This window comes from Limosilactobacillus portuensis, from assembly GCF_028607025.1.
Lineage (GTDB): Bacteria > Bacillota > Bacilli > Lactobacillales > Lactobacillaceae > Limosilactobacillus > Limosilactobacillus portuensis.
The window spans coordinates 1629326-1653718 of sequence record NZ_CP117296.1; the positions used below are offsets into that span (position 1 = coordinate 1629326).

At 41.6% G+C, this 24393-nt stretch carries 21 protein-coding genes and 1 tRNA gene; 4 read left to right on the plus strand and 18 right to left on the minus strand.

The window, feature by feature from the left end; translation table 11 throughout:
• Nucleotide 1 precedes the first annotated feature (1 nt).
• Complete coding sequence (locus tag PRK60_RS08360; RefSeq protein WP_102168257.1) at nt 2–1165, minus strand: cation:proton antiporter; 1164 nt, start codon at nt 1163–1165, stop codon at nt 2–4.
• A 136-nt stretch (nt 1166–1301) separates the two neighbouring features.
• On the opposite strand from PRK60_RS08360, the gene PRK60_RS08365 reads away from it, so the two are divergent.
• The gene (locus PRK60_RS08365) at nt 1302–2654 is read left to right on the plus strand and encodes a ClC family H(+)/Cl(-) exchange transporter (protein ID WP_273645967.1); all 1353 of its coding nucleotides are present in this window, start codon (nt 1302–1304) and stop codon (nt 2652–2654) included.
• A gap of 209 nt (nt 2655–2863) precedes the next feature.
• Here PRK60_RS08365 and PRK60_RS08370 read toward each other — a convergent pair whose 3' ends face one another.
• The 7 genes from PRK60_RS08370 to PRK60_RS08400 all read right to left on the minus strand — a co-directional run bounded on the left by PRK60_RS08370 (nt 2864) and on the right by PRK60_RS08400 (nt 10485).
• Entirely contained in the window at nt 2864–3982 is a 1119-nt protein-coding gene (locus tag PRK60_RS08370) for a trans-sulfuration enzyme family protein (protein WP_273645968.1), read from the minus strand.
• 13 nt (nt 3983–3995) lie between these two features.
• Nucleotides 3996–5144 carry a trans-sulfuration enzyme family protein gene (locus PRK60_RS08375; protein ID WP_102168255.1) on the minus strand — a complete coding sequence of 383 codons (1149 nt, stop codon included), beginning with the start codon at nt 5142–5144 and terminating at the stop codon, nt 3996–3998.
• A 361-nt stretch (nt 5145–5505) separates the two neighbouring features.
• A tRNA-Thr gene (locus tag PRK60_RS08380) sits at nt 5506–5578 on the minus strand.
• Nucleotides 5579–5619: 41 nt separating this feature from the next.
• On the minus strand, nt 5620–7002 hold the full coding sequence (locus PRK60_RS08385) for an MFS transporter (protein ID WP_273645969.1): 1383 nt from the start codon (nt 7000–7002) through the stop codon (nt 5620–5622).
• The gene (locus PRK60_RS08390) at nt 6989–7420 is read right to left on the minus strand and encodes a MarR family winged helix-turn-helix transcriptional regulator (protein ID WP_102168253.1); all 432 of its coding nucleotides are present in this window, start codon (nt 7418–7420) and stop codon (nt 6989–6991) included. The genes PRK60_RS08385 and PRK60_RS08390 overlap by 14 nt, the downstream gene beginning before the upstream one ends.
• Before the next feature lie 86 nt (nt 7421–7506).
• Entirely contained in the window at nt 7507–8853 is a 1347-nt protein-coding gene (locus PRK60_RS08395; protein ID WP_273645970.1) for an aspartate aminotransferase family protein, read from the minus strand.
• 204 nt (nt 8854–9057) lie between these two features.
• Nucleotides 9058–10485, minus strand: coding sequence for an APC family permease (locus PRK60_RS08400; RefSeq protein ID WP_273645971.1), 1428 nt, complete (start codon nt 10483–10485; stop codon nt 9058–9060).
• 761 nt (nt 10486–11246) lie between these two features.
• On the opposite strand from PRK60_RS08400, the gene nth reads away from it, so the two are divergent.
• The 3 genes from nth to PRK60_RS08415 all read left to right on the plus strand — a co-directional run bounded on the left by nth (nt 11247) and on the right by PRK60_RS08415 (nt 13319).
• The gene (gene nth, locus PRK60_RS08405; RefSeq protein ID WP_273645972.1) at nt 11247–11888 is read left to right on the plus strand and encodes an endonuclease III; all 642 of its coding nucleotides are present in this window, start codon (nt 11247–11249) and stop codon (nt 11886–11888) included.
• 258 nt (nt 11889–12146) lie between these two features.
• A complete protein-coding gene (locus PRK60_RS08410) occupies nt 12147–12548 on the plus strand; it encodes an enolase-like domain-containing protein (RefSeq protein WP_273645973.1) in 402 nt (133 codons plus the stop codon).
• Between the two features lie 96 nt (nt 12549–12644).
• Nucleotides 12645–13319, plus strand: a complete 675-nt coding sequence (locus PRK60_RS08415) for a mandelate racemase/muconate lactonizing enzyme family protein (protein WP_273645974.1) — start codon at nt 12645–12647, stop codon at nt 13317–13319.
• Nucleotides 13320–13372: 53 nt separating this feature from the next.
• On the opposite strand, the gene PRK60_RS08420 is transcribed toward PRK60_RS08415, so the two are convergent.
• From PRK60_RS08420 to PRK60_RS08465, 10 genes are all read right to left on the minus strand, one after another.
• Nucleotides 13373–14698, minus strand: a complete 1326-nt coding sequence (locus PRK60_RS08420; protein ID WP_178695811.1) for an MFS transporter — start codon at nt 14696–14698, stop codon at nt 13373–13375.
• Nucleotides 14699–14847: 149 nt separating this feature from the next.
• Nucleotides 14848–15777 carry a zinc ribbon domain-containing protein gene (locus tag PRK60_RS08425; protein WP_273645975.1) on the minus strand — a complete coding sequence of 310 codons (930 nt, stop codon included), beginning with the start codon at nt 15775–15777 and terminating at the stop codon, nt 14848–14850.
• An 80-nt stretch (nt 15778–15857) separates the two neighbouring features.
• Entirely contained in the window at nt 15858–16724 is an 867-nt protein-coding gene (locus tag PRK60_RS08430; RefSeq protein ID WP_178695809.1) for a PPK2 family polyphosphate kinase, read from the minus strand.
• 53 nt (nt 16725–16777) lie between these two features.
• A complete protein-coding gene (locus PRK60_RS08435; RefSeq protein WP_102168245.1) occupies nt 16778–17965 on the minus strand; it encodes an MFS transporter in 1188 nt (395 codons plus the stop codon).
• 147 nt (nt 17966–18112) lie between these two features.
• Nucleotides 18113–18379 carry a SemiSWEET family transporter gene (locus PRK60_RS08440; RefSeq protein ID WP_102168244.1) on the minus strand — a complete coding sequence of 89 codons (267 nt, stop codon included), beginning with the start codon at nt 18377–18379 and terminating at the stop codon, nt 18113–18115.
• A gap of 151 nt (nt 18380–18530) precedes the next feature.
• Nucleotides 18531–19550: a zinc-dependent alcohol dehydrogenase family protein gene (locus PRK60_RS08445; protein ID WP_191337225.1), complete on the minus strand. Its 1020-nt coding sequence runs from the start codon at nt 19548–19550 to the stop codon at nt 18531–18533.
• Nucleotides 19551–19621: 71 nt separating this feature from the next.
• On the minus strand, nt 19622–20032 hold the full coding sequence (locus PRK60_RS08450; RefSeq protein ID WP_191911820.1) for a VOC family protein: 411 nt from the start codon (nt 20030–20032) through the stop codon (nt 19622–19624).
• Nucleotides 20033–20429: 397 nt separating this feature from the next.
• A complete protein-coding gene (scrK, locus tag PRK60_RS08455) occupies nt 20430–21308 on the minus strand; it encodes a fructokinase ScrK (RefSeq protein ID WP_102168241.1) in 879 nt (292 codons plus the stop codon).
• Between the two features lie 12 nt (nt 21309–21320).
• A complete protein-coding gene (locus PRK60_RS08460) occupies nt 21321–22679 on the minus strand; it encodes a glucose-6-phosphate isomerase (RefSeq protein WP_273645976.1) in 1359 nt (452 codons plus the stop codon).
• Nucleotides 22680–22888: 209 nt separating this feature from the next.
• The gene (locus tag PRK60_RS08465) at nt 22889–24178 is read right to left on the minus strand and encodes an MFS transporter (RefSeq protein WP_273645977.1); all 1290 of its coding nucleotides are present in this window, start codon (nt 24176–24178) and stop codon (nt 22889–22891) included.
• Nucleotides 24179–24393 lie beyond the last annotated feature (215 nt).

Genomic DNA, 24393 nt, shown 5'->3' on the forward strand with positions numbered 1-24393 from the left:
CCTATTCAGCAACTTCATTTGCTTTCACTAAAGCATGTTTCAAGATAAATGGTGCTAAAACGGTTGCCACAATAATTACTGTAATTACATCAGAATAATACATTGATGATAAGAGATGTGCTTGATAACCGATTTGCGCGGTGATCAGCGCCATTTCGCCCCGAGCAATCATTCCGCTACCAACGACATATGAACTGTTAAAGTCAAATCCCGAAAGATAGGCTCCGGCACCACACCCGACTAACTTAGTCAAGCAGGCAAGAACCGTCATCACAATCACAAAAACAAATGACTCATCTAGCCGATCAATTCGCATGTTTAAACCGACGCTCACAAAGAATAACGGGATAAACATGGCATAGCCAATTGGAATAAAGCTTCGGTTAATCGTTTCCTTTCGGTGGGTATTAGCAACAGCGATCCCGGCAAAGAAAGAGCCAACTGCCCCACTTAGACCAACATAATCAGCAATTGCCGCCATTCCTAAACAGATGATCATCGCCATTACGGACGGTGACGCAACAGTCAATAGCCGCTCACTAAGATGCATCATGTATGGAGCAAGCCATTTAACAACCAGGTAAGTCCCACCAAAGAACAAGACTTGGAGAAGCAGGACTGCCCATAATGGCTGCCCCCCAGTCTTTCCTTCAGCCTGATTAACCACACTGATCATAATACTTAAGAGGATCACGCCAATAATATCATCAGCCACAGCAGCCCCTAAAATCGTTGCTCCCTCACGGCTATCCAATCGTTTAAATTCTCGCAGGACCGCAACCGAAATACTCACCGAAGTTGCGGAAAAAATAACCCCAATGAAAATCGATTCAAGAGTTGTGAAGCCGAAAAAGTAACTCGCAGGAGCCATAATTGCAATTGGAACCACAACACCAACAATTGCCACAACCACTGCTGGTTTGAGATATTTTTTCAATAATGAAAGATCACTTTCCAAGCCGGCAATGAACATTAAAATAATTACCCCAATTTCCTGAAACTCGTTCATCATTGAATTGAGGTGAACCCAGTTTAATAGCGCCGGTCCGGCAACAATTCCAACCAGAATCTGCCCAATAACCTCGGGAATTTCGACTCGTCGACAAAGATGCGCTACTAATTGGGTCGCCAGCAATAGTCCCGCTAGCGTTGCAATAAATTCCATTAAAAGACCTCCGTTCCCGCTCGTACTTAATTAAAACCATATTGTAACATATTAATCCTAATGATAGCGCTTCTTTAGAATTGTGAAAGGATCTTGAAAAGAATATAATTGGGGCGTGTAGATTGGAAGTGAAGAAATGAATTCATCGACTGACACAGGAACAGTCCTGCGCGCAAAAGATCTTTTACGAAAACCCTTTACCGCTGAATTCTTACGCTATGTTATTCCCGGAATTTTAGTAGGGGTTATCACCGGATTAGTCGTCGGTACCTTTCGTTGGATTATTGATCAAACACTGATCCTTTTAACAATTGTGTATCCTTATTTGGGTAGCCACCCACTGATGATTATTCCATATATTTTAGGAACGTTAATCGTTGTCTGGCTAATCGCAAAGATAATTCGTCCTGAATTATTCGATATTGTTGGTTCTGGCGTTCCTCAGATTGAAGCAATTCTAATTGGTAAGCATCAAATGAATTGGTGGAGTGTCCTCTGGCGAAAGTTTGTCAGTGGTCTCCTAACTATCTGTCCAGGACTTTTTCTTGGTCGAGAAGGTCCTTGTATTCAAATTGGTGCCTGTATTGGACAAGGATTTGCGGAAGATGTATACCACTATCAGAATACTGAAGAGCGCGATCTGTTAATTAAATGCGGGATTGCTGCTGGATTATCAGCTGCCTTTAGTGCCCCCATCGCCGGAACTGTTTTCCTGCTTGAAGAGGTTACCCGTCATTTTAATTTTAAGGTAATTGCAGGAGCCTTAGCCGCTGCTATTTCTGCCGACCTAATGACAATCCTCTTTTTTGGGACAAAACCATGTCTAGCCATGCCAATCTCAATGCGGTTACCACTCTCGTCATACCCATGGCTAATTCTAGTTGGTATTGTTATTGGCGCTGGTGGGTACCTTTTTCAATACGGAATACTTAATCTCGGTTGGTGGTACCGTAAATTTACCATTCTCCCTAACTATTATCACAGCATTCTCCCCTTACTTCTTGTTATTCCTGTTGGTCTATGGAATTGCCATATTCTTGGTGGAAGTCATAATTTTATTATGTATATTACGCAAATGTCATTAAAGACTAACTGGCTATTAGTTTTAGGGATGCTCATCCTCTTTTTTGTCCTGCGATATACGGGAACAATGATTGCCGCTGGTGCTACTGTTCCTGGTGGTATCTTTATGCCGATCTTCGTTCTTGGTAGTCTTCTTGGCGCAATCGCCGGAATTATCTTGATTCACTTCAACATTATCCCAGCAAGCTGTTACCTGAACTTGATTGCAATGGGGATGGCTGCTTACTTTGGCGCCACTGAAGGAACCCCCATTTCCGCAATTCTTCTCGTCACCGAAATGGTTGGCTCAGTTGATCAGATTTTACCAATGACCATTCTTACCTTTATTGCCTACTTCACTAGCATGACTCTCGGTGCCAAAAACTCCATCTACGAAGCATTAAGAATGGAAATGCTAGCAAAGTAGAGTGCGAGCCAGCAGAGGACTTGCGGAAAGCTAACAATTTCTCCCGACTGGATGCTGAAAGCATCTGGGAGGGAGGTTGTTGTCTATAGGGGCTTCCCTGCGAACACATTTCGACTCAGTTGCCTAGAACGTTAGCTTGAGTAGGTACAGAAGGCCCGTAAAGCAATACTAAACAGACTAAGACTAATTTCACGTCTGAGCCTGTTTTTTTATTCTCCTAATGCCTGCTTGATATCATTAATCAGGTCTTGAGGATTTTCTAAACCAACAGATAGTCGCAATAAGCGTGGTGTGATCCCTAATCGTTGCCGTTGATCAAGCTCCACATCAGCATGAGTTTGATAATACGGAATTGTAATCAAGCTTTCAATTCCTCCAAGACTTTCCGCAAAGGTAATCAGTTTCACATTATCTAAAAGCCTAGCAACATCATCTTCAGCTTTAAGGTAAAAACTAATCATCCCACCCTTCCCGGGATATAATACCTTCTCGACTCTTGGATCCTGTTTAAGATATTTAACCACCGCTTGAGCATTCTTAGTATGCTGTCTTACCCGAACATCTAATGTTTTCAAGCTTCGTAATAACAGCCATGAATCAAAAGAATCCAACGTATCACCAGTCGTAATGTAATATTCAAAATATCGTTCAGCGAGTTCTTGATTCTTACAAACCAAAATACCACCAAGCAGATCATTGTGTCCTGATAAATATTTTGTTGCGGAATGAACAACAACATCTGCCCCTAGTTCAAGTGGTCGTTGATAAACTGGGGTATAGAACGTATTATCCACAATCACTAAAATTTGAGAATTCTTTTTATGAACTGCAGTAGCAATTTCTGCAATATCTAATTCTTTCATTGTTGGGTTTGAAGGTGTTTCTAGCAAAACAACTCTAGTCTGCGGAGTAATTTTAGCTAGCAAATCTGCGAGTCTTTCACCATTCCACTGATCAAAGTTAATTCCGACATGCGAATGAAGATAACGAAAATATCGAAAATCACCACCATACAGGTCATCAAGAGAAATCAAATGATCGCCAGTTTTTAGGATACTTAACGCTAACTGAATTGCGGCCATTCCTGAACTTAGAGCAAATCCTCGCCGACCGGCTTCAAGGTTCGCCATTGTTTGTTCAAGTGCTCGACGATTAGGGGTTGCTATTCGAGAATATGTGTATCCCTTGTTCGGATCAAAATTCTTAGCTTCTTCAAGGGAATCATGGCGATAGTTCGAAGAAAAGTACAACGGTAGAGCAACCGCTTTTTTGTCATCAATATGGTTTCCTGCTTGTGCCGCAATTGTTTCAACTGAATATTTACACATAGTAATTACCCCCCTATTTTCTTGACTTTGCGATTGCCTGCTGAATATCAGCGATTTGATCATGAAAATCTTCAATCCCAACTGACATCCGAATTAATCCAGGCTTGATTCCAGCAGCTAACTGCTCCTCTTCGCTTAATTCTGCATGGCTCATTTTGCTTGGCAATTCAACCAGGCTTTCTACGGCTCCCAAACTAACAGCCAGCTTGAATAAGTGAAGAGCATTGACAAACTTAACCGGATCTACCCTTTCTGTTAATTCAAACGAGAACACACTGCCAGCCCCCTTAGCTTCTTGATGTAGCTCCTGATATCCTGGTTGCCCCTCAACCCCAGGATAATAGATCTTTTCAACCACGCTTAATCCTCGTAAATAGTTGATCAGCTCCTTAACATTAGCAATTTGCCGATCCAACCGTAAACTTAGAGTCTTAATTCCTCTTGCTAGTTCATTACTATCCTCAGGTGACAAAATACTACCAAGAGCGTTTTGAATAAAATAAACCCGCTTAGCTAACTCACGATTTTTAACAATCACTGCTCCTGCTGAAACGTCAGAATGTCCTGATAGATACTTAGTTGCACTATGAATTACAATATCAGCTCCTTGTGCCAACGGCTGTAGTAAATATGGACTTAAAAATGTGTTATCAACGATCGTCAGTAGGTGGTGTTGGTGCGCCAATGTAGCAACCTTTCGCACCACTGTTACTTGCAATAGTGGGTTTGTTACGGGTTCAAAGTAAATTGCTTTGGTATTTGGCTGAATCGCTGCTTCAACTGCCGTGAGATCACGGGTATCAACAGCGGTAATTTCCAGTCCCCAACGCTCAAAGAATTGGTGAAGCAATCGAAAGGTTCCGCCATAAATTTGCTTACCAACAATTATGTGATCTCCCCGTTCAAATATTGCCAATGCAGCATGAATAGCGGCCATTCCTGAAGAAAAGGCAAAGCCAGCTGTTCCTTCCTCTAACGCTGCCAATTGTTCTTCCAAAGCACGCCGGGTTGGATTGCCAGAACGTGAATAATCATCCTTTACTGGTGCACCAATTTTGGGATATGCAAAGGTAGTCGCTTTATAAATAGGAGTAGTCACCGCTCCAGTATTATTATCATGTTGTGCTGGTGCATGAACCAGTTTGGTGTCAAATCTTGTCATTGCTCTCTTCCTTTCGTTATAACCAAAAAAACGCCCCTAAGTAGTATTTAAACTACCTAGGGACGTCAACAACGTGGTACCACCCAAATTCACTGAATTAATCAGTCTCAACAGCACTCAACTAGAATGCCAGGGATGGTAACGGATCCTTCCGGAAAGCTAGCCATTACTGACCGCCTTTCAATTGCTCCGAGCTCATCTTCAGAATGATTACTCTCCCGCCTTTTCACCATCAGCGGTCACTTTCTGAGAGCGCCTATTCCTACTCTTCTCATCAATGCATTATTATAAAATCATTAGAAAAATTAAATTATGGTTAGTATAAAAGGTGATTGTCAGGTTGTCAAGAGGTAAATCATTAAGCCGTCTGGCGGAGTTGAACCGCCGTGTCACCCTTACCATGGATGTGCTCTACCTATCTGAGCTAAGACGGCGATTAAAGTATAACCGAAATTGTTGATAACTTGCAAGCGGGCTAATCTTTAACACTTCGGTAATAACTTAACCAAACAATGACACTGAAAATTGTCAGAACAATAAACGCGTGTTGGGTTCCAATTGCGGTTGATAGTGCCCGATTAACTTTAAGCTGTGTTTGACTACTTGCAACGATCATGGCAGCGATCGATGTCCCCATTGCACCAGCAAACTGCTGAAGGGTATTTAGGATTGCATTCCCCTGTGCCGTTTCTGAAGAACTAATAGTCCTGAGCGCGCTTGTCATTACGCTCCCCATGCACATCCCCATTCCTGCCATATAGAAACAATAAACGATTGCAATAATAACATTACTCATTTGTCGACTAATTACAGCAAAAACAAGCAAGGAAAGAAAACAAAGAGTCATTCCCAAAAGAATCGGCCGTCGCGCACCAAATCGATCAAGGATTTTACCACCAAGCGGCGCAAAGACTGCTCCGGCAACCCCTGCCGGTAAGACAACTAATCCGGCAATCGTGGAAGTATTACCGTTAACTAACTGGATATAATTTGGTAAAAGAAAGGCAAAGCCAAGCGACATAATCTGAGTAAGAAAGAAGCCTAGAACATGACCGGTAAACCGATGATTTTTAAATAGGCGCAGATCTAACGTTGGCGTTGCGATTGTAAGTGAACGCCACGTTAAGCCAATCATTCCAATAATTCCAAGACAAAAGGCTCCCAGAACATTAATGCTCATAAACGGGACACTCCCTACATTACTAAAACCGTCAACCAATCCGCTAAACATAAACACAATCATCAGAAGGCTAACGGAATCAACCCGCTGTTTTCTAATCACAGATTTTTGTTGAATCCCCCACCGTCCTAAAATAAACGAAACAACCATCAACGGGAGGAGAATGTAAAAGATCCACCGCCAGTTCAATTTACTAGCAATGATCCCACCAAATGTTGGTCCCACTGCCGGAGCAATTCCGGTGATTAAATTACCAATTCCCATCATAAAGCCAATTTTACTTTGGGGAACCTGTTCCATAATGATATTAAACATCAGCGGCAGGGCAATTCCAGTTCCGACACCTTGAATCGCTCGACCTAATAGCAATAAGGTGAAGCTTGGCGCAAAGGCATCCACTAATAAACCGCTAAAGAAAAATAGGTTTGCTACGGTAAAAAGGGTCCGTGTTTTATACGAATTCTTAAGAACTGCCGAAAGCGGAACAATAACCGCAACAATCAACAGGTAGATTGATGTCATCCACTGAACCGTATTCGTTGTTAGACTAAACTCACTCATCAGAATTGGGAAAGTAACATTCATCGCAGTTTCAACGATCACTCCGCAAAAAGACATTAACCCTGTCGCAATAACGGCAGCAACAACCCGAGGCGGAATTCGATCATTTTGAACCATTCTCTTCACCCTCCCCAATCATGAATTTCAGAATTTCTTTGAACTGATGAAGATCCTCAGCAGTAAAGTTAGCTATTAGTTGTTCTTCAGATCCTAAAATATACTCCCTAACTTTAGGTGCTAATTCTCTTCCTCTTGCTGTCAACGTAATTACCTTTTGCCGGCGATCAGTTGCTGACTGCCGTTGCTCAATCAAGCCTTTTTTCACTAATCGTTGAATAATTACTGTCGTTGTTGACCGTTTAATATTAAATTCCTGTTCGATCATCTGTTGGTTACACTCCTGGCTTCCACAATTAGCCATAAAATCAATTACAGACATCTGTGTCCCGGTCAGGTCATACTGCTGAGCAAACCGGTTAAATTCTTGATTCAGGCTATTCGTTGCCATTTTTAACAATCGCCCAATTAATTCCATCAAAAAATCTCCTATAACATTTAGTTAGCTGTCTAACAAAATATTATAGGAGATTATTTTCGATTATTAAAGTAACAATTTAGGAACTACCAACCTAATTCTTCAGCATTATCTGGAAGACTTAACTTTCCAGCAGCCTCTTCTGCAAACGCCTGATCAAGCATTTCAAAGGCTCGGTCTAACTCTTCCTCGGTAATTACTAGCGGTGGCTGGAAGCGCAGGATATTTCCCCGAAGACTGATGATAATTGCACCAAGTTCAAATACCCGATACATAATCCGCGTTGTTGCTGCGGTATCACCTTTCCCAGTTTGCGGGTTAACAATATTAATTCCACCATCTAGGCCGTACATTCGGACATCACCGATAAAGTCATATTTCTTTTGTTCATCTTCAAAGAACTGCTTAGCCTTTTCACCTAACTTAGTTGACCGTTCAAGAAGATGTTCATCCTGAATTACATCTAAAGTAGCATTAGCGGCTGCAGTTGTTACTGGATTACCAGCAGTTGTGTAAACGTTAGCAGGAGCACCAAGAGACTCCATAATCTCTTTGCGACCAACAACAGCACTTAATGGCATCCCAGAAGCTAACGATTTACCAACCGACATCAAATCAGGCTCAATTCCAAAATGTTGGATTGACCACCATTTCCCGGTACGCCCCATTCCTTGATTAACTTCATCAACAGCAAAGAGGATCCCGTTTTCCTTAGCAAATTGATAAATCTTTTCCATAAATTCCGGTGGTGTCTTAACGATTCCACCATCACCCTGAATTGGTTCAATCAAGATTGCGGCCACTTCATCAACCGGTAAGTAGGTTTTAAACGGCAACTTAAACATTTTGAAATAGCGATCAACAAATTGCTCTTCTGATTCATCAGGAAGTTTATCCCATGGATCGGGAAATGGTACTTTAACAACCCCAGGGAGTAATGGTCCCATCTTCCGTGCCATATTCAGCGAGACACTGGATAGGGTCATTGAACCATACGTGGACCCGTGATATGCTCCCGTGAAGGAAACGATATACTGACGACCAGTATATGCCCTGGCAAATTTAATAATCGCATCGTTGGCGTCCGAACCAGAATTACCCCAAACAACCTCAGTCGGTCCTGATATTGGAGCTAATTCCGCTAAGCGTGGTGCTAACCGCGCTGCTTGACTATTTGCAAAATAAGCTGGTGTATACTGAATAATTTGGGCTGCTTGATCCTGAATTGCTTTAACAACTTTCGGGTGACAATGCCCGGTATTTGTAGAACTAGCACTTGCTAAGAGATCAATGTACTGATTACCATCAACATCAGTCAAAATAGCTCCCCGCCCACTGTTAATTACGATATCGTAATACTTAACTCGTGCTGCGGTGGCAAATGCTTCATTTTCTTTTGCTAAGATTTTGTGGTTATTTTCCATTGAACCCATTAGCAATCCCCCCTACTTATATTTTTGTTGTTAGTAATAATTGGTATGTGGAAACACGTTTAATTTTTTGGGTAAAGGTTCTGGGCAGCCTTGTTAAAACGTGCTCAACCTAAACTCCCTCAAGATAACGACCTCTCTCCTAGGCGCTAATCGCCTTCGTCGAGAGAAATCGTTATCATCCGGGAGTTTTTACGGTTTCGCACTCTACTTTTTCTTATTCAAATACGAATGCTTCATTCCGTAGGCAAAGTAGATAACTAGACCAAAGACAAACCAAATTCCGGCGTACAGTTTAGCTTGGTAATCCAAACCAAGGAAAACCATCAATGAAGCGACAAAGCCAAGTGCTGGTAAAACTGGGTAAAGTGGCACCTTAAATGCTGGGTCATTAATATCTTTACCTTCGCGGCGACGCAATGGATAAATTCCGATTGAAACGAACATAAACGCAATCAACGTTCCGGCAGAAATCAACTGTGAAAGGAATGCGAATGGGAAGAACGCCCCGATCAGAATTCCAACAATTGTTAGAGTCCATAGTGCCCGGTTTGGCCGATTACTTTCATCTAACTTACCAAGCCACTTTGGCAGCATTCCATCACGACCAAATGAGTAAATCAACCGTGAGCCGGCCATACTCATCCCAATTAATGCGGTAAACATCCCCACAACAGCAATTGTCTGAACAACGGTTGCCACGCCGCCATGACCGGCAGCCCGAAGTGCCAACCCAACTGGTTCAGCACTATTAGCATATTTACTGTATGGAAGCATGCCGACAAGAACTAAACTAACAGCTACAAACAAGACAACAGCAATTACAAGTGAACCAAGGATTCCTCGGGGCATTGTCTTTTGCGGGTTAACAGCTTCCGCAGAATTAGCAGCAATTGAATCAAAGCCGATGTATGACAGGAAAATCATTGAAACACCAGCATAAATTCCCTGCCAACCACCAAATGGTCCATTTGCGGTTTCATGATATTTAGGAACAAATGGAACATAGTTAGCAGCATGTAAAGCTGTCAAACCTACTACAATAAATAGCAAAACGGCGAAAACTTTAAGGACAACCAAAACATTCTCAACTCGGGCAGCTCGAGAAACCCCACGAGAAATCAAGGCCGCAACCAGAGCAATAACTACTACCGAAACCAGGTCAACAATTCCGCCATCAGTCCCAAACGCATTTGACAATGATGCCGGGAGCTTCAACCCTAACGGTGCAATTAATGCCCGAAAGTTAGCCGAAAGACCAGAACCAACAAAGGCTAGTGCGATAAAATATTCCGCAAGAAGTGCCCAACCGGCAATCCAACCAAAGAATTCACCAAAAACAACGTTAATCCACGAATACGCTGAACCGGCAAATGGCATCGCTGCAGACATTTCTGCATAAGAAAACGCAACTAATCCTGCAACCACTGCAGCAAGTAAGAATGAGATTGCAACGGCTGGTCCAGTATGCATTGCTGCCACTTCACCAGGAAGAGTGAAAATAGAGGTGGAGACAATTGTACCGACCCCAAGTGCTAAGAAGTCCCGCACCTTCAACGAACGAACCAGATGGCCGTCTTTATTGGCATAGACGCGCGGGTCTTCTTTTCGGGTAATTGTTTTCCAAAAACTCATAACCATTCCTCCTTATCTATTAAATTTAGATTAGAATAATAAGAAAACATTAACTTATTCTAACAACCGATTGCACATTGGTCAATTGTTAATTAAATAAATGTTTTATTTTTATTTATTGTCCCGTTTATGAAAAAATTTTAATTATTAAAACAAAAAAGACTTTTCAGAAATGGGGAATTCTGAAAAGTCTTCAATAGAGATCAATCTAGCAGGTCTCATAGGGCATGTTTAAGCATCATTAATTCAATTAGGTCGGTTGAATGCCAATTACGACTCAGGTTAATTTAGGGGGTAAGCGTTTAGATAGTGTGTACCTAAGTCATAACATCAACCTAGCAAATTATTTGCGAAATCACAGTCATGGGGAGGCGACAATGATCTCAATTTGAGGATAAAGTATCAACCAATTAAATTAAGTTCAGTTCAAACATGATAACTGAAAAAATTATCACATACATAATGAAATCTAGTAGGACTACTAAATCGTTAAATAATTTCAGTTATAAACCAAGCAATAATATTACTTATCGCTTGTTCACCTTTAGTTATACATCATTATCGTAAAAAGGTCAAATAAAGTCCGAATCAATATTTAAATTTATTTATTATAAAAATCCCGCAATCCCGCGCTACCGTATATATATATATATATATATATATATCTTATAGCTCATTATCAAATGATAATTAAAAGCAAATATTTTTCGGCAGTTAATTTATTTGTTTTATAATAAAAGAAAATATAAGGAGGATCTTTCATGCTCACAGATAGCGAAATTGTCAACGCCATTCACCAAATGCGCGCCATGTTTCCCGAAGCTGGAACAACATTAAAGGCTGATACAACTTTTCATTTCTTGTTAGCGACAATTCTCAGTGCACAATCAACGGATAAATCAGTTAATATGGTTACCCCGCCACTTTTTACCCGTTACCCAACACCTGAATCACTAGCAATTGCTGAGCCCGAAGACGTTGAACCGTTTATTCAATCGCTCGGTCTCTACCATAATAAAGCTAAATACCTTGTTAAAGCCGCTCGGGGAATTGTGACAGATTTCAACAGTGAAGTTCCCCACACCATGAAAGAATTAACTAGTTTAGCTAGTGTCGGTCGTAAAGTCGCTAACGTTGTCCTTGCAGAATGTTTCAATATTCCTGCCTTTCCCGTCGATACACATGTTAGTCGGGTTGCACGACGTTTAGGAATGGTTAAACCAAACGCAACCGTTTTGCAGATTGAAAAACGCCTAAAAGAGGCAGTCCCCAAAGATGAATGGCTCGATGCTCACCACGCAATGATCTTCTTTGGTCGCTACCAATGTACCGCTAAGAATCCTAAATGTACTAAGTGTCCCCTCCTCCCCATCTGTAAATATGGCCGAGATAATGTCTTTTAAGATGACTAATACTAAATAAATTGAAACTTAAAAACCGAGAATTGTGATAATTTGTCATGACTCTGGACTTCATTGCAAAAAACAACAGCCACCCGGTTGGTGAATTAATCATCAATTGGGTGGCACTTTTTTAATTTTTCTCAAGTTTTCCCTCAAAAACTTTTTAGTAGCTTAATCGTTTTTGAAAATATTCATTTACTATTAGCAATCATTTATGCTTAAGGTGATTTTAGAAATCGTTAATGGGAGATAACAATCGTGAAAATAAAGAAAATTGATTTGTTGTATAGCGATCCGGTAGAGGATGGCTGGCGACCATCTTTTTGCCGAATTTATACTGATACCGGTCTGTATGGGGATGGCGAAGTTGCTCTTTCCTACGGTGCTGTTAGTCATGCTGCATTTGCAGAAATGCATGATTTGGCACCATTGCTAATTGGGATGAATCCGTTAGAACACGAAGTAATCTGGGAAAAACTATATCGGCAGAGTTTCTTTGGGTTAAACGCCGGGCCTGTCATCTTTGGTGCTATTTCGGCTTTTGATATTGCTTTATGGGATATTAAGGGTAAATATTATCATGCCCCTTTACACGAATTATTAGGCGGTGAGCAGCAACGACGAGTACGTGCTTATGCGAGTCAGTTACAGATGGGCTGAGGAGTTGGTCGCCATCACGCTGGCCAACCGGCAGACTATGCGGCTAATACCCGGATTGCGGTAGAAAAGGGATTTGACGCTGTTAAAATTAACTTTTTGACTTTCGATGAAGAGGGCCAGCCAGTTAACCATATCGACCAGGAGAATCTCTTAACTAGTGACTACCTAAATTTGGTTCAACGACGTCTACATGCAGTTCGTCAGGTACTTGGCCCCAATGGCGATTTAATATTGGAGAACCACGCACTGACTGGTAAACTGGCAGCCATTCGTTTCGGCAAACTAGCCAAACAGTATTCACCATTATATTACGAAGAACCAGTCAAACCAGATCCTCAACTCTTAGCCACTGTGCACCACGAAACTGGTCTCCCAATCGCTTCCGGAGAACGTTTATATTCTCGCTGGGATTTCAAACGGGCATTTGATCAGGGAGCCATTCAGGTTGCCCAACCGGATATTGGAACTGCTGGTGGGATAACGGAGGTCAAGAAAATCTGTGACTTAGCAGCAATTTCTGATATTGGTGTCCAAATCCACATTACTGGTAGTAATTTGATGACGGCAGTTTCCTTAAACTTAGAAGCAACCTTACCTAATTTTGTTATTCACGAGTATAACATTAATACAGCAATGCCAAAAATGTTAGCATTGACAAAATATGATTATGAGCCAGAAAACGGTCAACTAACTGTGCCAGATCGTCCCGGGATTGGCAACGAACTTTCTACAACGGCCTTTAAAAATAGTAATATAATTACGGTGAAATAAACCAAAGCCCCAGTATCCATCGTTTGAATACTGAGGTTTTGATCTATCTAATACTATTTAGCTTCTGCATGACGTTTCTTTAATGAGAAAATGTGTAAAGCAACAGAACATGCTAAGCAAAGAATGGTTGCGATAATTAAGAGAACTAATCCCGCATTCCAGCCGTAATGATCGACTGCCACTCCGAGAAGGCTCGTTCCCAGCGTTGAACCAAGGACATAACTCATGAAGCCCCGAAGCCCAACAGTTGAGCCCACAGCAAATGGTGGAACAACTTCCATCGTTTGAACGGAATCAAGGAATTGTGGAATGTAAACTAAACAACCTGCCAGCGCAGCATAAACCGTTACTGCTGTCACTGATTTGCTATTCCAATAGCCAAAGATACAGAAAATAATTAAAACCAGGGCAATCATTGCAGGGGGCATCCGGTAACTCTTGAAAAGTTTATCAGAAATAATCCCTGCTAGTAATGTAGATGGGATAGCGGCCCATTCAAAGAACGCAAACGCAATCATCATTTGACCATGGGTGAAGCCTTTAGCCTGAATTAAGAAGATTGGTAACCAGGTTAAAATTCCAAACCGGATCATGTAAACAAAGGTATCCATAAACGAAACTAGCCAAGCACCAGGATTATTAAAGACATACTTAGTAAGAATTTGCCAGGAGCTTAAATCGTGGTAATCAATATTGCTTTGTTCTTGCTTTGTTTCTTCCAGCGGTGGCAGGCCTTCTTCTTCAGGTCGGCCCTTAACAAAGATCAACACAATTAGGGCCACCGCAATGGCAACTAACGCTGGGAAAACATAGATTGCAAACCGCCAGTGGCTCGCACCAACAATTCCCAACATAAATCCAGCAAGAGGTGAAATTAGTCCTCCCCCAAGATTATGTGAAGTGTTCCAAATCGACGTTATAAAGCCCCGTTGCTTCTTATCAAACCAGGTTGAGAGAATAATGAATGATGGCCCAACACCCATTCCTTGGAATAAGCCTAAGAGAATTAAAATAATAGCTAGTGACCATAGGCTAAAGCCAAAGAAGGCAAGGCACATGCTGAGCAGCGCACAAATAATCAACCCGGTTGCCATGAACCGCTTTGGGTTAGCTTTGTCAGACCAGGCGCTCATGACCCCTTTTCCTAGCCCATAAGCAATCAGTAAGCAACTAGATAACATCCCAATCTGTCCCTTAGAAAGATCCAATGATGCCTTTAGTTGTGGCGTTGATAACGTAAAATTATTCCGGACAATATAAAAAGCAGCATAACCAATGAAAACTCCAAATAAGGACATCCATTTATACCGCTCAAATAAACCGTGAGCCTTATCAGGTGGTACTTGCTCCTTATGCCGCGGTTTCAAAAAACTTAACATCTTAATAACAACTCCTCCAATATAAACTCTCCCCAAATAAATAAGCGCTTACATAATTAATTATACACTATCTAAATATAGAAAAAGGAAAAACGTGGTTAAGATTAGTGGGTTCTTAATCACGTTTTTCTTTTGTCATATTCTATTCTTTATTCATGAGCAATTCCGACTTTTTTAGCCATTTGCTGAACATTCTTGGCTTGCTTATGACTATTCAGGTACTTAACCAGATCTTGTTGTGAAACTGTCTCAACTGGATTGTAAATATTCCCTGTATGCGGTGCATCAGGTGTCCCGAATTCGTAGATATTTACACTGCCATCCTGATTGATGGTATATGCAGAGTAGACAACTTCATTGTTGCTATCTTTACTGTTAAAGGCGACGTAAACTGTTCCATTTCCCTTAGCAGATAAGTAATTAACAATATCCGGTTCGGTTGTTTCCTTGATCAAAATACCGTTATTTGAATTATTAACAACATCTTTCCACTTTGAAACATTCTTTTGTGCAGCATATTTGGCAACTGCTGCAGCAAACTCAGTTGGCTGCATATTGCTCTTTAACTGGTCGCCATTACTCTTCTTTGTTACTTGCTTCTTTACAGCAGGCTTCTTCTTTGCAACTTCAGTACTACTCTTCTTTGACTGGGAAGACTTGGCAACATTCTTCTTACTTTCAGCTTTCTTAGAGGAAGTCTTGGCTGTTTGCTTTGATTCAGAAGAAGCTTTCTTTGCTTTTGCAGAACTAGACTTAGCAGCACTTTCACTAGAACTACTTGAAGCAACACTACTATCCGCAGTCGATGATTCAGAAATGGTCTTAGTCGTTTGTTGGATGTTTTGACGAGCTTCGGTTTGTTCCTGCTGGTTATTAAAAATATAACTTCCACCAGCAATGATCGCTAATGTCGCAACGATCACCATTTCATTCTTATGGCGAATCTTACTCTTAGCTTGTTTTTGTTGGCGTTGATCATAAAACGAACTCATCTCGCCACGGCTAAAATCATACCCACAGGAAGGACAAATCCGATCTTCTGTTGGTACGTTTTTCCCACACCAAGGACATTTCTTCATTTTTTATCCCCCCCAATCATAAATCACTTCACTAATCACATTATAACTCTAATTTACAAAAAAATGAATTTTTTTGTAAATTACTTTTCGTTTAGTAACTCCGCTTTAGCTGCATCTAGCTTTGCTGCTTCATCAGGAGATAACTCAGGATAGGCCAATGGCAATTTTTCAATTTCTTTCGTTAAAATATCCGACACGATTAAGCGTGAATACCACTTATCATCGGCCGGAACAACATACCACGGATTTTTCTTAGTAGCAGTTGCGTTAATTGCTTTTTCATATGCTTTTTGGTATTTATCCCAGTATTGTCGTTCTCGAATATCCGCTGAAGAAAACTTCCAGTGTTTCTTTGGCAGGTTAATTCGCCGAAGGAACCGTTTCTTTTGCTCGTCCTTTGAAATATGAAGGAAGAACTTAAAAATTACAAAGCCGTTCCGTGATAGGTATTTCTCATAATCGCGAATATCCTGATACCGCCCCTTGAAGAAATGATCATTGACATCACTTAAGGAGTCAACCTCTGGTAAATTAGCATTCAGGATAATTTCAGGATGAACACGAGAAACTAGGACGTCTTCGTAATATGACCGGTTAAAGACGCCAATTTCTCCTCGGGATGGCAGTTGTTGATTAATCCGCCAAAGATAATCATGGCGTAATTCCGCAGAAGTTGGTTGCTTAAAGTTAGCCACCTTAAAGCCAACTGGATTAACCCCAGAAAAAATATGAGCAATCATACTATCCTTTCCAGCGGCATCCATTGCTTGAAAAACAACCAAAATCCCGTACTTATGTCGTGCATACATCATTTTTTGGGCGTGGCGAAGATGTCGGAGGTTTTCTTCAATTTGTCTCTTGATTTTCTCCAGTTCATCAGCACTATCCTTAACCTTTGTTGGTGCTTTTTTGATGTTAAAGTCATCGCCTGTATATTTATAGTCCATTTTTTTGGCCTCCCAATTAAGTTACCTCTATTCTAGCACTGTTCACCAGCTAATTAGTCTTGGACGTCGAGCTTCCGAAGACGAAGACCAATGATCAAGGCGATCAGCAAGAAGAGAATTACAAACCAATATGGATACTGATAGTTAACGTCTAACAATGCTCCAGTGATTAATGGACCAATAATATTTCCGATACTTGTCAACGACATGTTAATCCCATTAAGGAGTCCTTGATTTGTCTTGCTCATCTTGGTTAACAGAGTTGTAATAGCAGGACGAAGAAGATCGAAAGCCTCAAAGACAAACAACGTTGCTACAATCAGCTGCCAGTGTGAATGATCATAAATCACCAAAATTGTTCCAACAATACTCAAAAGAAAACTATATTCCATTAGACGGACCTCACCTAACCACTGTACAAGTCGTTCAAAGAAGAACACCTGAAGAACCAGTGAAATGATCCCGTTTAATGTTAGGACAAGCGCAATTGCTCCTAAATCAAAGTTATGGACTTCATTAACGTACAAGCTATAAATACTCTCAAATCCTGCTAATCCGAATGCAGCGACAAAAATCATCCCAAAAAGGACTGCTAGCGTTGGCGTCATAATTTGCTTTATTTGCTGCCAACTACTACCGAGAAGTTCGCCCTCCGGATCCTTTGTCTCACTTTGGAACCGTTCATCCTCATCGCGAGGAAGAAAACGCCAAGCCACTAATGTACTGATCAAGCCAAGCACTCCAGCAACCCAAAACGGGAATTTATAACTAACATGAGCTAATATGCCCCCAAGTCCTGGTCCCAAAATCAAGCCACCACTAAAGGCTGCGGATAACCAACCGATTACCTTAGCACGATCACGCTCAGTTGTAATATCAGCCGCTAATGCCATTGAAGTAGGGACAAACATCGCTGCTGAAAGACCGTCAACCGCCCGTGAGAGATCAAAGACCCACAAATGCTGAGCTAATGCAAAAACAAATTCCGCAATAGCAAAAATCAAGAGTCCCCAAACCAGCATCGGTTTTCGCCCAATCTTATCTGAAAAACGGCCAACAATCGGTGACGCGACAAATTGAACGAACGCAAATAATGATGACATCACTCCCATGTCGAAAGCAGTAAAGTGATATTCATTCTTAATAAATGGCTCTACCGGAAATACCAAACTCATCCCTAAGCAGATTAAAAATTCGCAAAATAGGACCACCGCAATGATCCGCTTTACTTCTTTTGTCATTTTCTGTTCCTTTCCATAAAAGAAAGCGGCACCCGTTTGATGGCACCACTTCAATTGATATTTTTTCTTATACTATCAAAAAACTGACAAGAAGTACAATTTCTTGCCAGTTAAATTGAATTAATATGTGGAGTTATTTGACCTATTTTACCAAGGGAAACAAGTCAAGAATGTTGCAAAACTAAAGAAGATTCCCGGAAAGTTAGCCCAGAACACTGGCCAGTCACGATCTTTCTTAAAGTATGCATAGATACTCCAAAGAGTACAGTTTACTCCCGCAACAAATGGTTGAAGCGGTGCAGCGTAATTACCATGTAAGTTGTTGTAAATCTGTGCAATGTAGGACACGTACATTAAGATAGCAATTATACTGGCAATCCGTCCGAGCCAGCTGATAAACTTTGATTCATTCATTCTCGTTCCCCTTTTCATAAAATAAATTTTCTATACCTAACCAATAAAAGCTCAAATTTGGAAAGATTTGCTTACTCACTTCAAACAGTGAAAAAGCCTTGGAAAAAATTTGAAGTAAGATGTAGAAAATATGCTTACCCGCCTAGATAACTTAGGCTTCTTCGCCAGCAACCTTTACGATCGCCTTAGAAATATTACCTAACTTACCACTTACAAAGTCTTCAACATGAGCAAAGTCCAAAACATTAGAAATTAATGGAAGTGGATCAACATCACCTGATTGAAGCAAAGCAATTGAATCTTCGAAAGTGTAAGGGTTGATGAAGGTTCCTTGAATTGTCAGTTGCTTTTGGTAAACCTTGTAAGTATTTACCTTAAACTCTGAATCAGGGTTACCAACACCAAACATTAATACTTGACCACCACGACGAGCAGCTTCAACTGCTTGTTCTTGAGTCTTTGGCAGACCAACGGCTTCAACAACAATGTCGTATGAGTCTTCCTTGACTTCTTCTGGGTGCGTCATGTTGTTAATGGTCTTAAAGCCGAAATGCTTCCGGTTATTTTCAAGCTTTTCGTCAACGGTTCCGGCAAGAGTAACTTCACGAATTCCGCGAGCCTTTAAAATTTGAGCAATCAATTGCCCTTCAAACCCGTCACCAATAATTAATGCATTTTGGTATGGGTGAGTGGTCAAAAGGTCAACCGCGTGCATTGCGCATGAAATTGGTTCAATTACGGCTGCAGCTTCAAGTGAAACATTGTCAGGAACATGGTAGACAACTTCTTCAGGAGCGGTGAAGTACTCTTCAAAGCCACCATCCCGAGTAACACCAACAGCATCCAAGTGTTCACAAAGTTCTGGACGAGATGTCCGACAGTAGTAGCACTTGTGGCAGTAAATGTTTGGATCAACGCTGACCCGATCGCCAACCTTGAAATCCTCAACTTCACTCCCAACAGCTGCAACGACACCGGAATTTTCGTGTCCCAGTACAATTGGCGGAACAGCATCTGCTGAACCAGGAAGGCCATTGTACAATGCCTTATCAGTTCCGCAAATACCAGCCCAGGCAGTGTGTACTAAAACTTCATTGGGCTTAACTTCTGGCTTCTTGTAGTTGTCATCAATTTCTAACTTCTTCTTACCAGTCATTACTAAAGCTTTCATCAGATATTCCTCCTACACTAACAAAGTGCTTTAGGGTCGATCTGGACTAAAGGCTACTGCCTCTAGCGGGATTAATCCTTAACAACTTCACAAAATTCAATAGTTTCATCATTTGGACCAACAATGTTGAAGAACTTGATTCCATGTTTCCAGAAGTCAAGGTGTTGTACTTCGTCTTCCTTAACATCGAATCCTTCTTCTTTAGCGGCCTTAAATGCATTATCTGCATCTTCAACGTTCAATGAGATATGGTTAATTGCACCAGTCTTGTGAACAGCACCATCACTGTCCCAGATCTCTAACATTAAGTGGCCAGCCTTCATAAATACCACTTGGTGACCTTGATCATCAGTATCGAATTGACCTTGCTTCTTGAAGCCTAACTTTTCCCAGAAGGCAATTGTCTTCTTCAAATCATCAGTTGGGATTCCAACGTGTGCCAAGTCGTCATAATAACCTGCCAAACTCTTGTTAAATGCCATAAGTCTCACCTCCTTTAAGTGTGTTTTAATATCTAATTTATTAAGACGAGAACGTTCTAGGCAACTGAGTTGAATGCGCTCGCTGTGACCTAGCAATTCTACTGCAACATTGTCGAAACGTGCTCGCCAGGAACTTGCTAGAGATAAAGTTCTACTGTGACAGAGTCAAAACGGGCTCACCGTGACCGCAACTTCCGCCTAGCTATCCCGTCCTTGATTGTAAAACAATCATCGTCCGGAATTTTCTAGTGCTCAGTTGCTAGTTCGTCACGGCTCGCACTCTAATAAACGTGCTTCGCCCGAGTTCCCTAGAGCTAGCAACCTCTCTCCTAGGCGCAAGTCGCCTTCGTCGAGAGAAATTGCTAGCTTTCCGGGAACTCTTTGGGGCGAAGGCACTCTAATTTGTTGCCGCCTTTAATGCTAAGGCAAAGTCGCCGATGGTTGCGGAGCCGTTGTGTTGGGCTAATGGCATGGTGATGTATTCATCAAGATCGCCGACCTCAACGTAATCATTAAGGAGCTTCTTAAATTCCCGGCGGACCTTCTTTAAGAATTCTTCGCTAACGACACCGCCACCAAAGACAATTTGTCCTGGACGGAACATCAGTGTTGCATCGACAGCAGCCTGGGCAACATAGTAAGCCATGATGTCCCAAACGTGGTCAGTCAACGGAACATCTTTCCCCTTCTTGCCTAACCGCGCTTCAAAGGTTGGTCCACTAACTAGTCCCTCAAGACAATCACCATGGAATGGGCAAATTCCCTTAAAGTCAAGGTCATCAGGGTGCCGCTTCAATCGGATATGTCCCATTTCTGGGTGACCTAGCTCACCAACAAACTTACCGTCAATTACTGCACCAGCACCAACACCAGTCCCAATAGTGTAGTAAACCAGTGAATTGATCCGCTTGTTAAATAACGTTGAAAGAACATATTCACCATATGCGGAACCGTTAACGTCTGTCGTCCAAGCAATTGGAACGTTAAAGTGCTTCTTGAATGGCCCCACAAAATCAGTGTCTTGCCAACCTGGCTTGGGCGTATTGGTAATGTAACCATACTTTGGTGAACTCTTACGAATCTCAATTGGTCCAAATGATGCAATCGCAATTGCGCTTAAATCATCCTTGTATTGGTCAAACCATTCAATACACTTTTGAATCGTTTCTTCAGGAGTCGTTGTTGGGATATGAATTGAATCTTGAACTTGGTAGTTAATATTACCAACAGCACAAACGAACTTTGTCCCTCCTGCTTCAATACTTCCTAGTAGCATCGCAATTCCTCCTTACTTATTCTCGTCCATTTCAGCCCGCAGCTTCTTGCCGATCTCTTCGTAACCTGGCTTTCCTAATAGGCCAAACATGTTAACCTTGTAAGCTTCCACTCCTGGTTGGTTGAATGGGTTGATCCCGTTAAGGTAGCCGGAGATTCCCATGGCCACTTCAAAGAAGTAAATTAGGTAACCAAGGGTGTATTCATCTTCCTTTGGAATGTGGACAGTCATTACCGGTACTCCACCAGCGGTATGGGCAGCGACAACCGCTTCATAAGCCTTGGTATTGGCAAAGTCCATCGTCTTGCCTTCCAAGTAGCCTAAGCCATCGAGGTTATCCGGTTCGCTTGGGATTTCCATATCATGGTTTGGCTGGTCGAGCTTCACAACGGTTTCCATCAAGAACCGGCGACCTTCTTGGATGTATTGACCAAGGGAGTGAAGGTCAGTGGTGAAGTTAGCACTGGATGGGTAAATCCCCTTGTGATCCTTCCCTTCAGATTCACCGGCTAATTGCTTCCACCATTCGGCAAACATCGTCATGTTTGGTTCGTAGTTTTCGAGCAATTCGGTTTCGTAGCCCTTCCGGTAAAGGATGTTCCGGTAAGCAGCGTATTGATAAGCTTCGTTGTTTTCTAACTTTGGATCCGTGTAGTCCTTTTCCGCTTGGGCAGCCCCGGCCATTAACTGGTCAATGTCACCGCCAGAAACGGCAATTGGTAAGAGACCAACTGGGGAAAGAACAGAGTAACGACCACCGATCCCGTCTTGGATGACAAAGCTTTCATAGCCGTGGGCATCGGCTTCGGTCTTTAAAGCCCCCTTAGCTTTATCGGTGGTAGCGTAGATCCGCTTGTTAGCTTCATCTTCGCCATACTTCTTAATCAAGAGGTTCTTGAAGATCCGGAAAGCAATTGATGGTTCAGTGGTGGTTCCGGACTTGGAAACGACGTTGACGGAGAAGTCCTTGTCGCCAATTAATTCGATTAAGTCATGAACATAGGTTGAACTTAAGGAATTGCCAGCAAAGAGTACTAATGGATACTTCCGGTCTGCAGCCTTTTGGGCTTGGTAGAAGGTATTGTGCAAGAAGTCAACTGCCATCCGGGCTCCAAGGTAAGAACCACCAATCCCGATGACCACTAAGATATCTGAATCTGATTGAATCTTCTTGGCAGCGGCTTTAATCCGCGCAAACTCTTCCTTATCATAGTCAGTTGGCAAGTGGAGCCAGTCACGGAAGTCAGCTCCGGCACCAGTACCGTTGCGTAATTCATCATCCGCCGCATTCACCATTGCTTGCATTTCGCCTAATTCGTTATCGTTAACGAACTTCTTTAAGCCTGTTTGATCAAATGAAATATGAGCCATGATTCAAGTCCCCTTTTTTACTAATTAGCTTACTTCGTTCATTTGGAAGTGCTTAACTATTCAACGACTATTATGTTAGCGCTTTCTATTTTATATGTCAATCGGTTGACAGAAATTTTTCAATTTTATTTTTAGGTTAAATTATCGGCCTAATTTAAAACAAAAAACGTGATCCAACAACTATTAAAAGTTATTCGACCACAGTACTGTTATTTAAATCTGTTACTTGGTATATACGTAACCGTTGCAGGTTGCTTCTTTTCAACAGTATTATCCATCCGCTTAAGTTCGTATAGGTGCTTCCCCATAAAGAGTAAGCCAGCAATAATCAGCATCATTACTCCATAAATCCGAAATGGTGCCGCTAAGCCTAACCCACTTAGCGGTTGGCTTAATAAGTGGTTAAACCAAGCATCAGCTGTTGGTGAGAAGAAAGCCCCAAAGTTAAACCCAATTAGTACAAATGATGTAACCTTGGTTTGTAGCCTCATCGGTGCCATAAATGGCAGAATATTGAAGATCAACGGTGTAAGAACTTGCATTGGGAAGCCAACCAAAAGGATCCCGGCAGCGATAATTGGAAAACTGTTTCCACCGAAGCCAAACAGGAAGTTAGCAATTGCCAGAAGAATTAAGCCAATGTAAATCGTCCCTACATAGCCCAAATGCTTCTGCAAAATTCCATAACATGCACCGCCAAGGGTCGCGCCAATTAGCATTAATGAAAGATAGGTTCCAGTGCCCGTGAAAGTCTTACCATTAATTGCAACGGCTAATCCAGGAAAACGATCTTCCATTCCGATAAAGTCCATCTTGATTAATAGAACAAATGCCAAAATTGCAATTACTAACGGACTAATCTTAGTTACTGGTTCATTAGTAATTGGTGAAATGGTTTCTGTTGCTTGTTGGTTATCACTAGTTGTCGTGTTACTGTGAGCATCATTTGGTACCCGCCATGCAAAGAATGCCATTACCGCAAAAGCCAATCCATAAACCAGGAATGCCGCGTGCCAACCAGCATAAATCAGCAACAAGCTTGAAATTGTTAACGTGCAAGCATTCCCGATTTGTTCAAATGCTGACCGCCAGCCCTGCATACTTGTTCGTTCGTGACCTTGATACCAAACAGAAATCAATGAAATTGCTTGAGAATTATAAAGACCATATCCAGCACCAAGGAAGAGCCGTGAAATCAAAATTACCATGTAGTTGCTAACAAATGAAGGAATCAATCCAGCGATCCCAACAATTGTAATTCCAGCCATAATAATATGTTTATCAGAAATATTAAACCAATCCTGAAGCAATGGTGAAAGAACCACGAAGAACATTACCGCAAAGGATGGTGCTGTGACTAAGTATTCAACTTGTGGCTGACTAACATTCAGTGCTGACTTGATCTGCGGCAAGGCACTTTGAATTGCGTAGGCGCTCGTAACCATAAATGATGCGGACAAGAACGCAAGTTTAGTTGCCAGTGACTGACTTTGTTTCATAGTAAAAACAACCTCCAAACTTGCTAATACGAAGTAACGAATTTTTATTTCATCTAATTTCTTTCAACATCTTTATGGTAATCGGTAAACATAAGCTAGTAAAGCGCTTACATTTAGTGATTGATTTCACTCTTTCCCGCTTGAAACCAGTAGTTAACGGTATCTTCACTCTAAAATATAGTAAGCGCTTACATTAGACCGTTTACTAATTTACT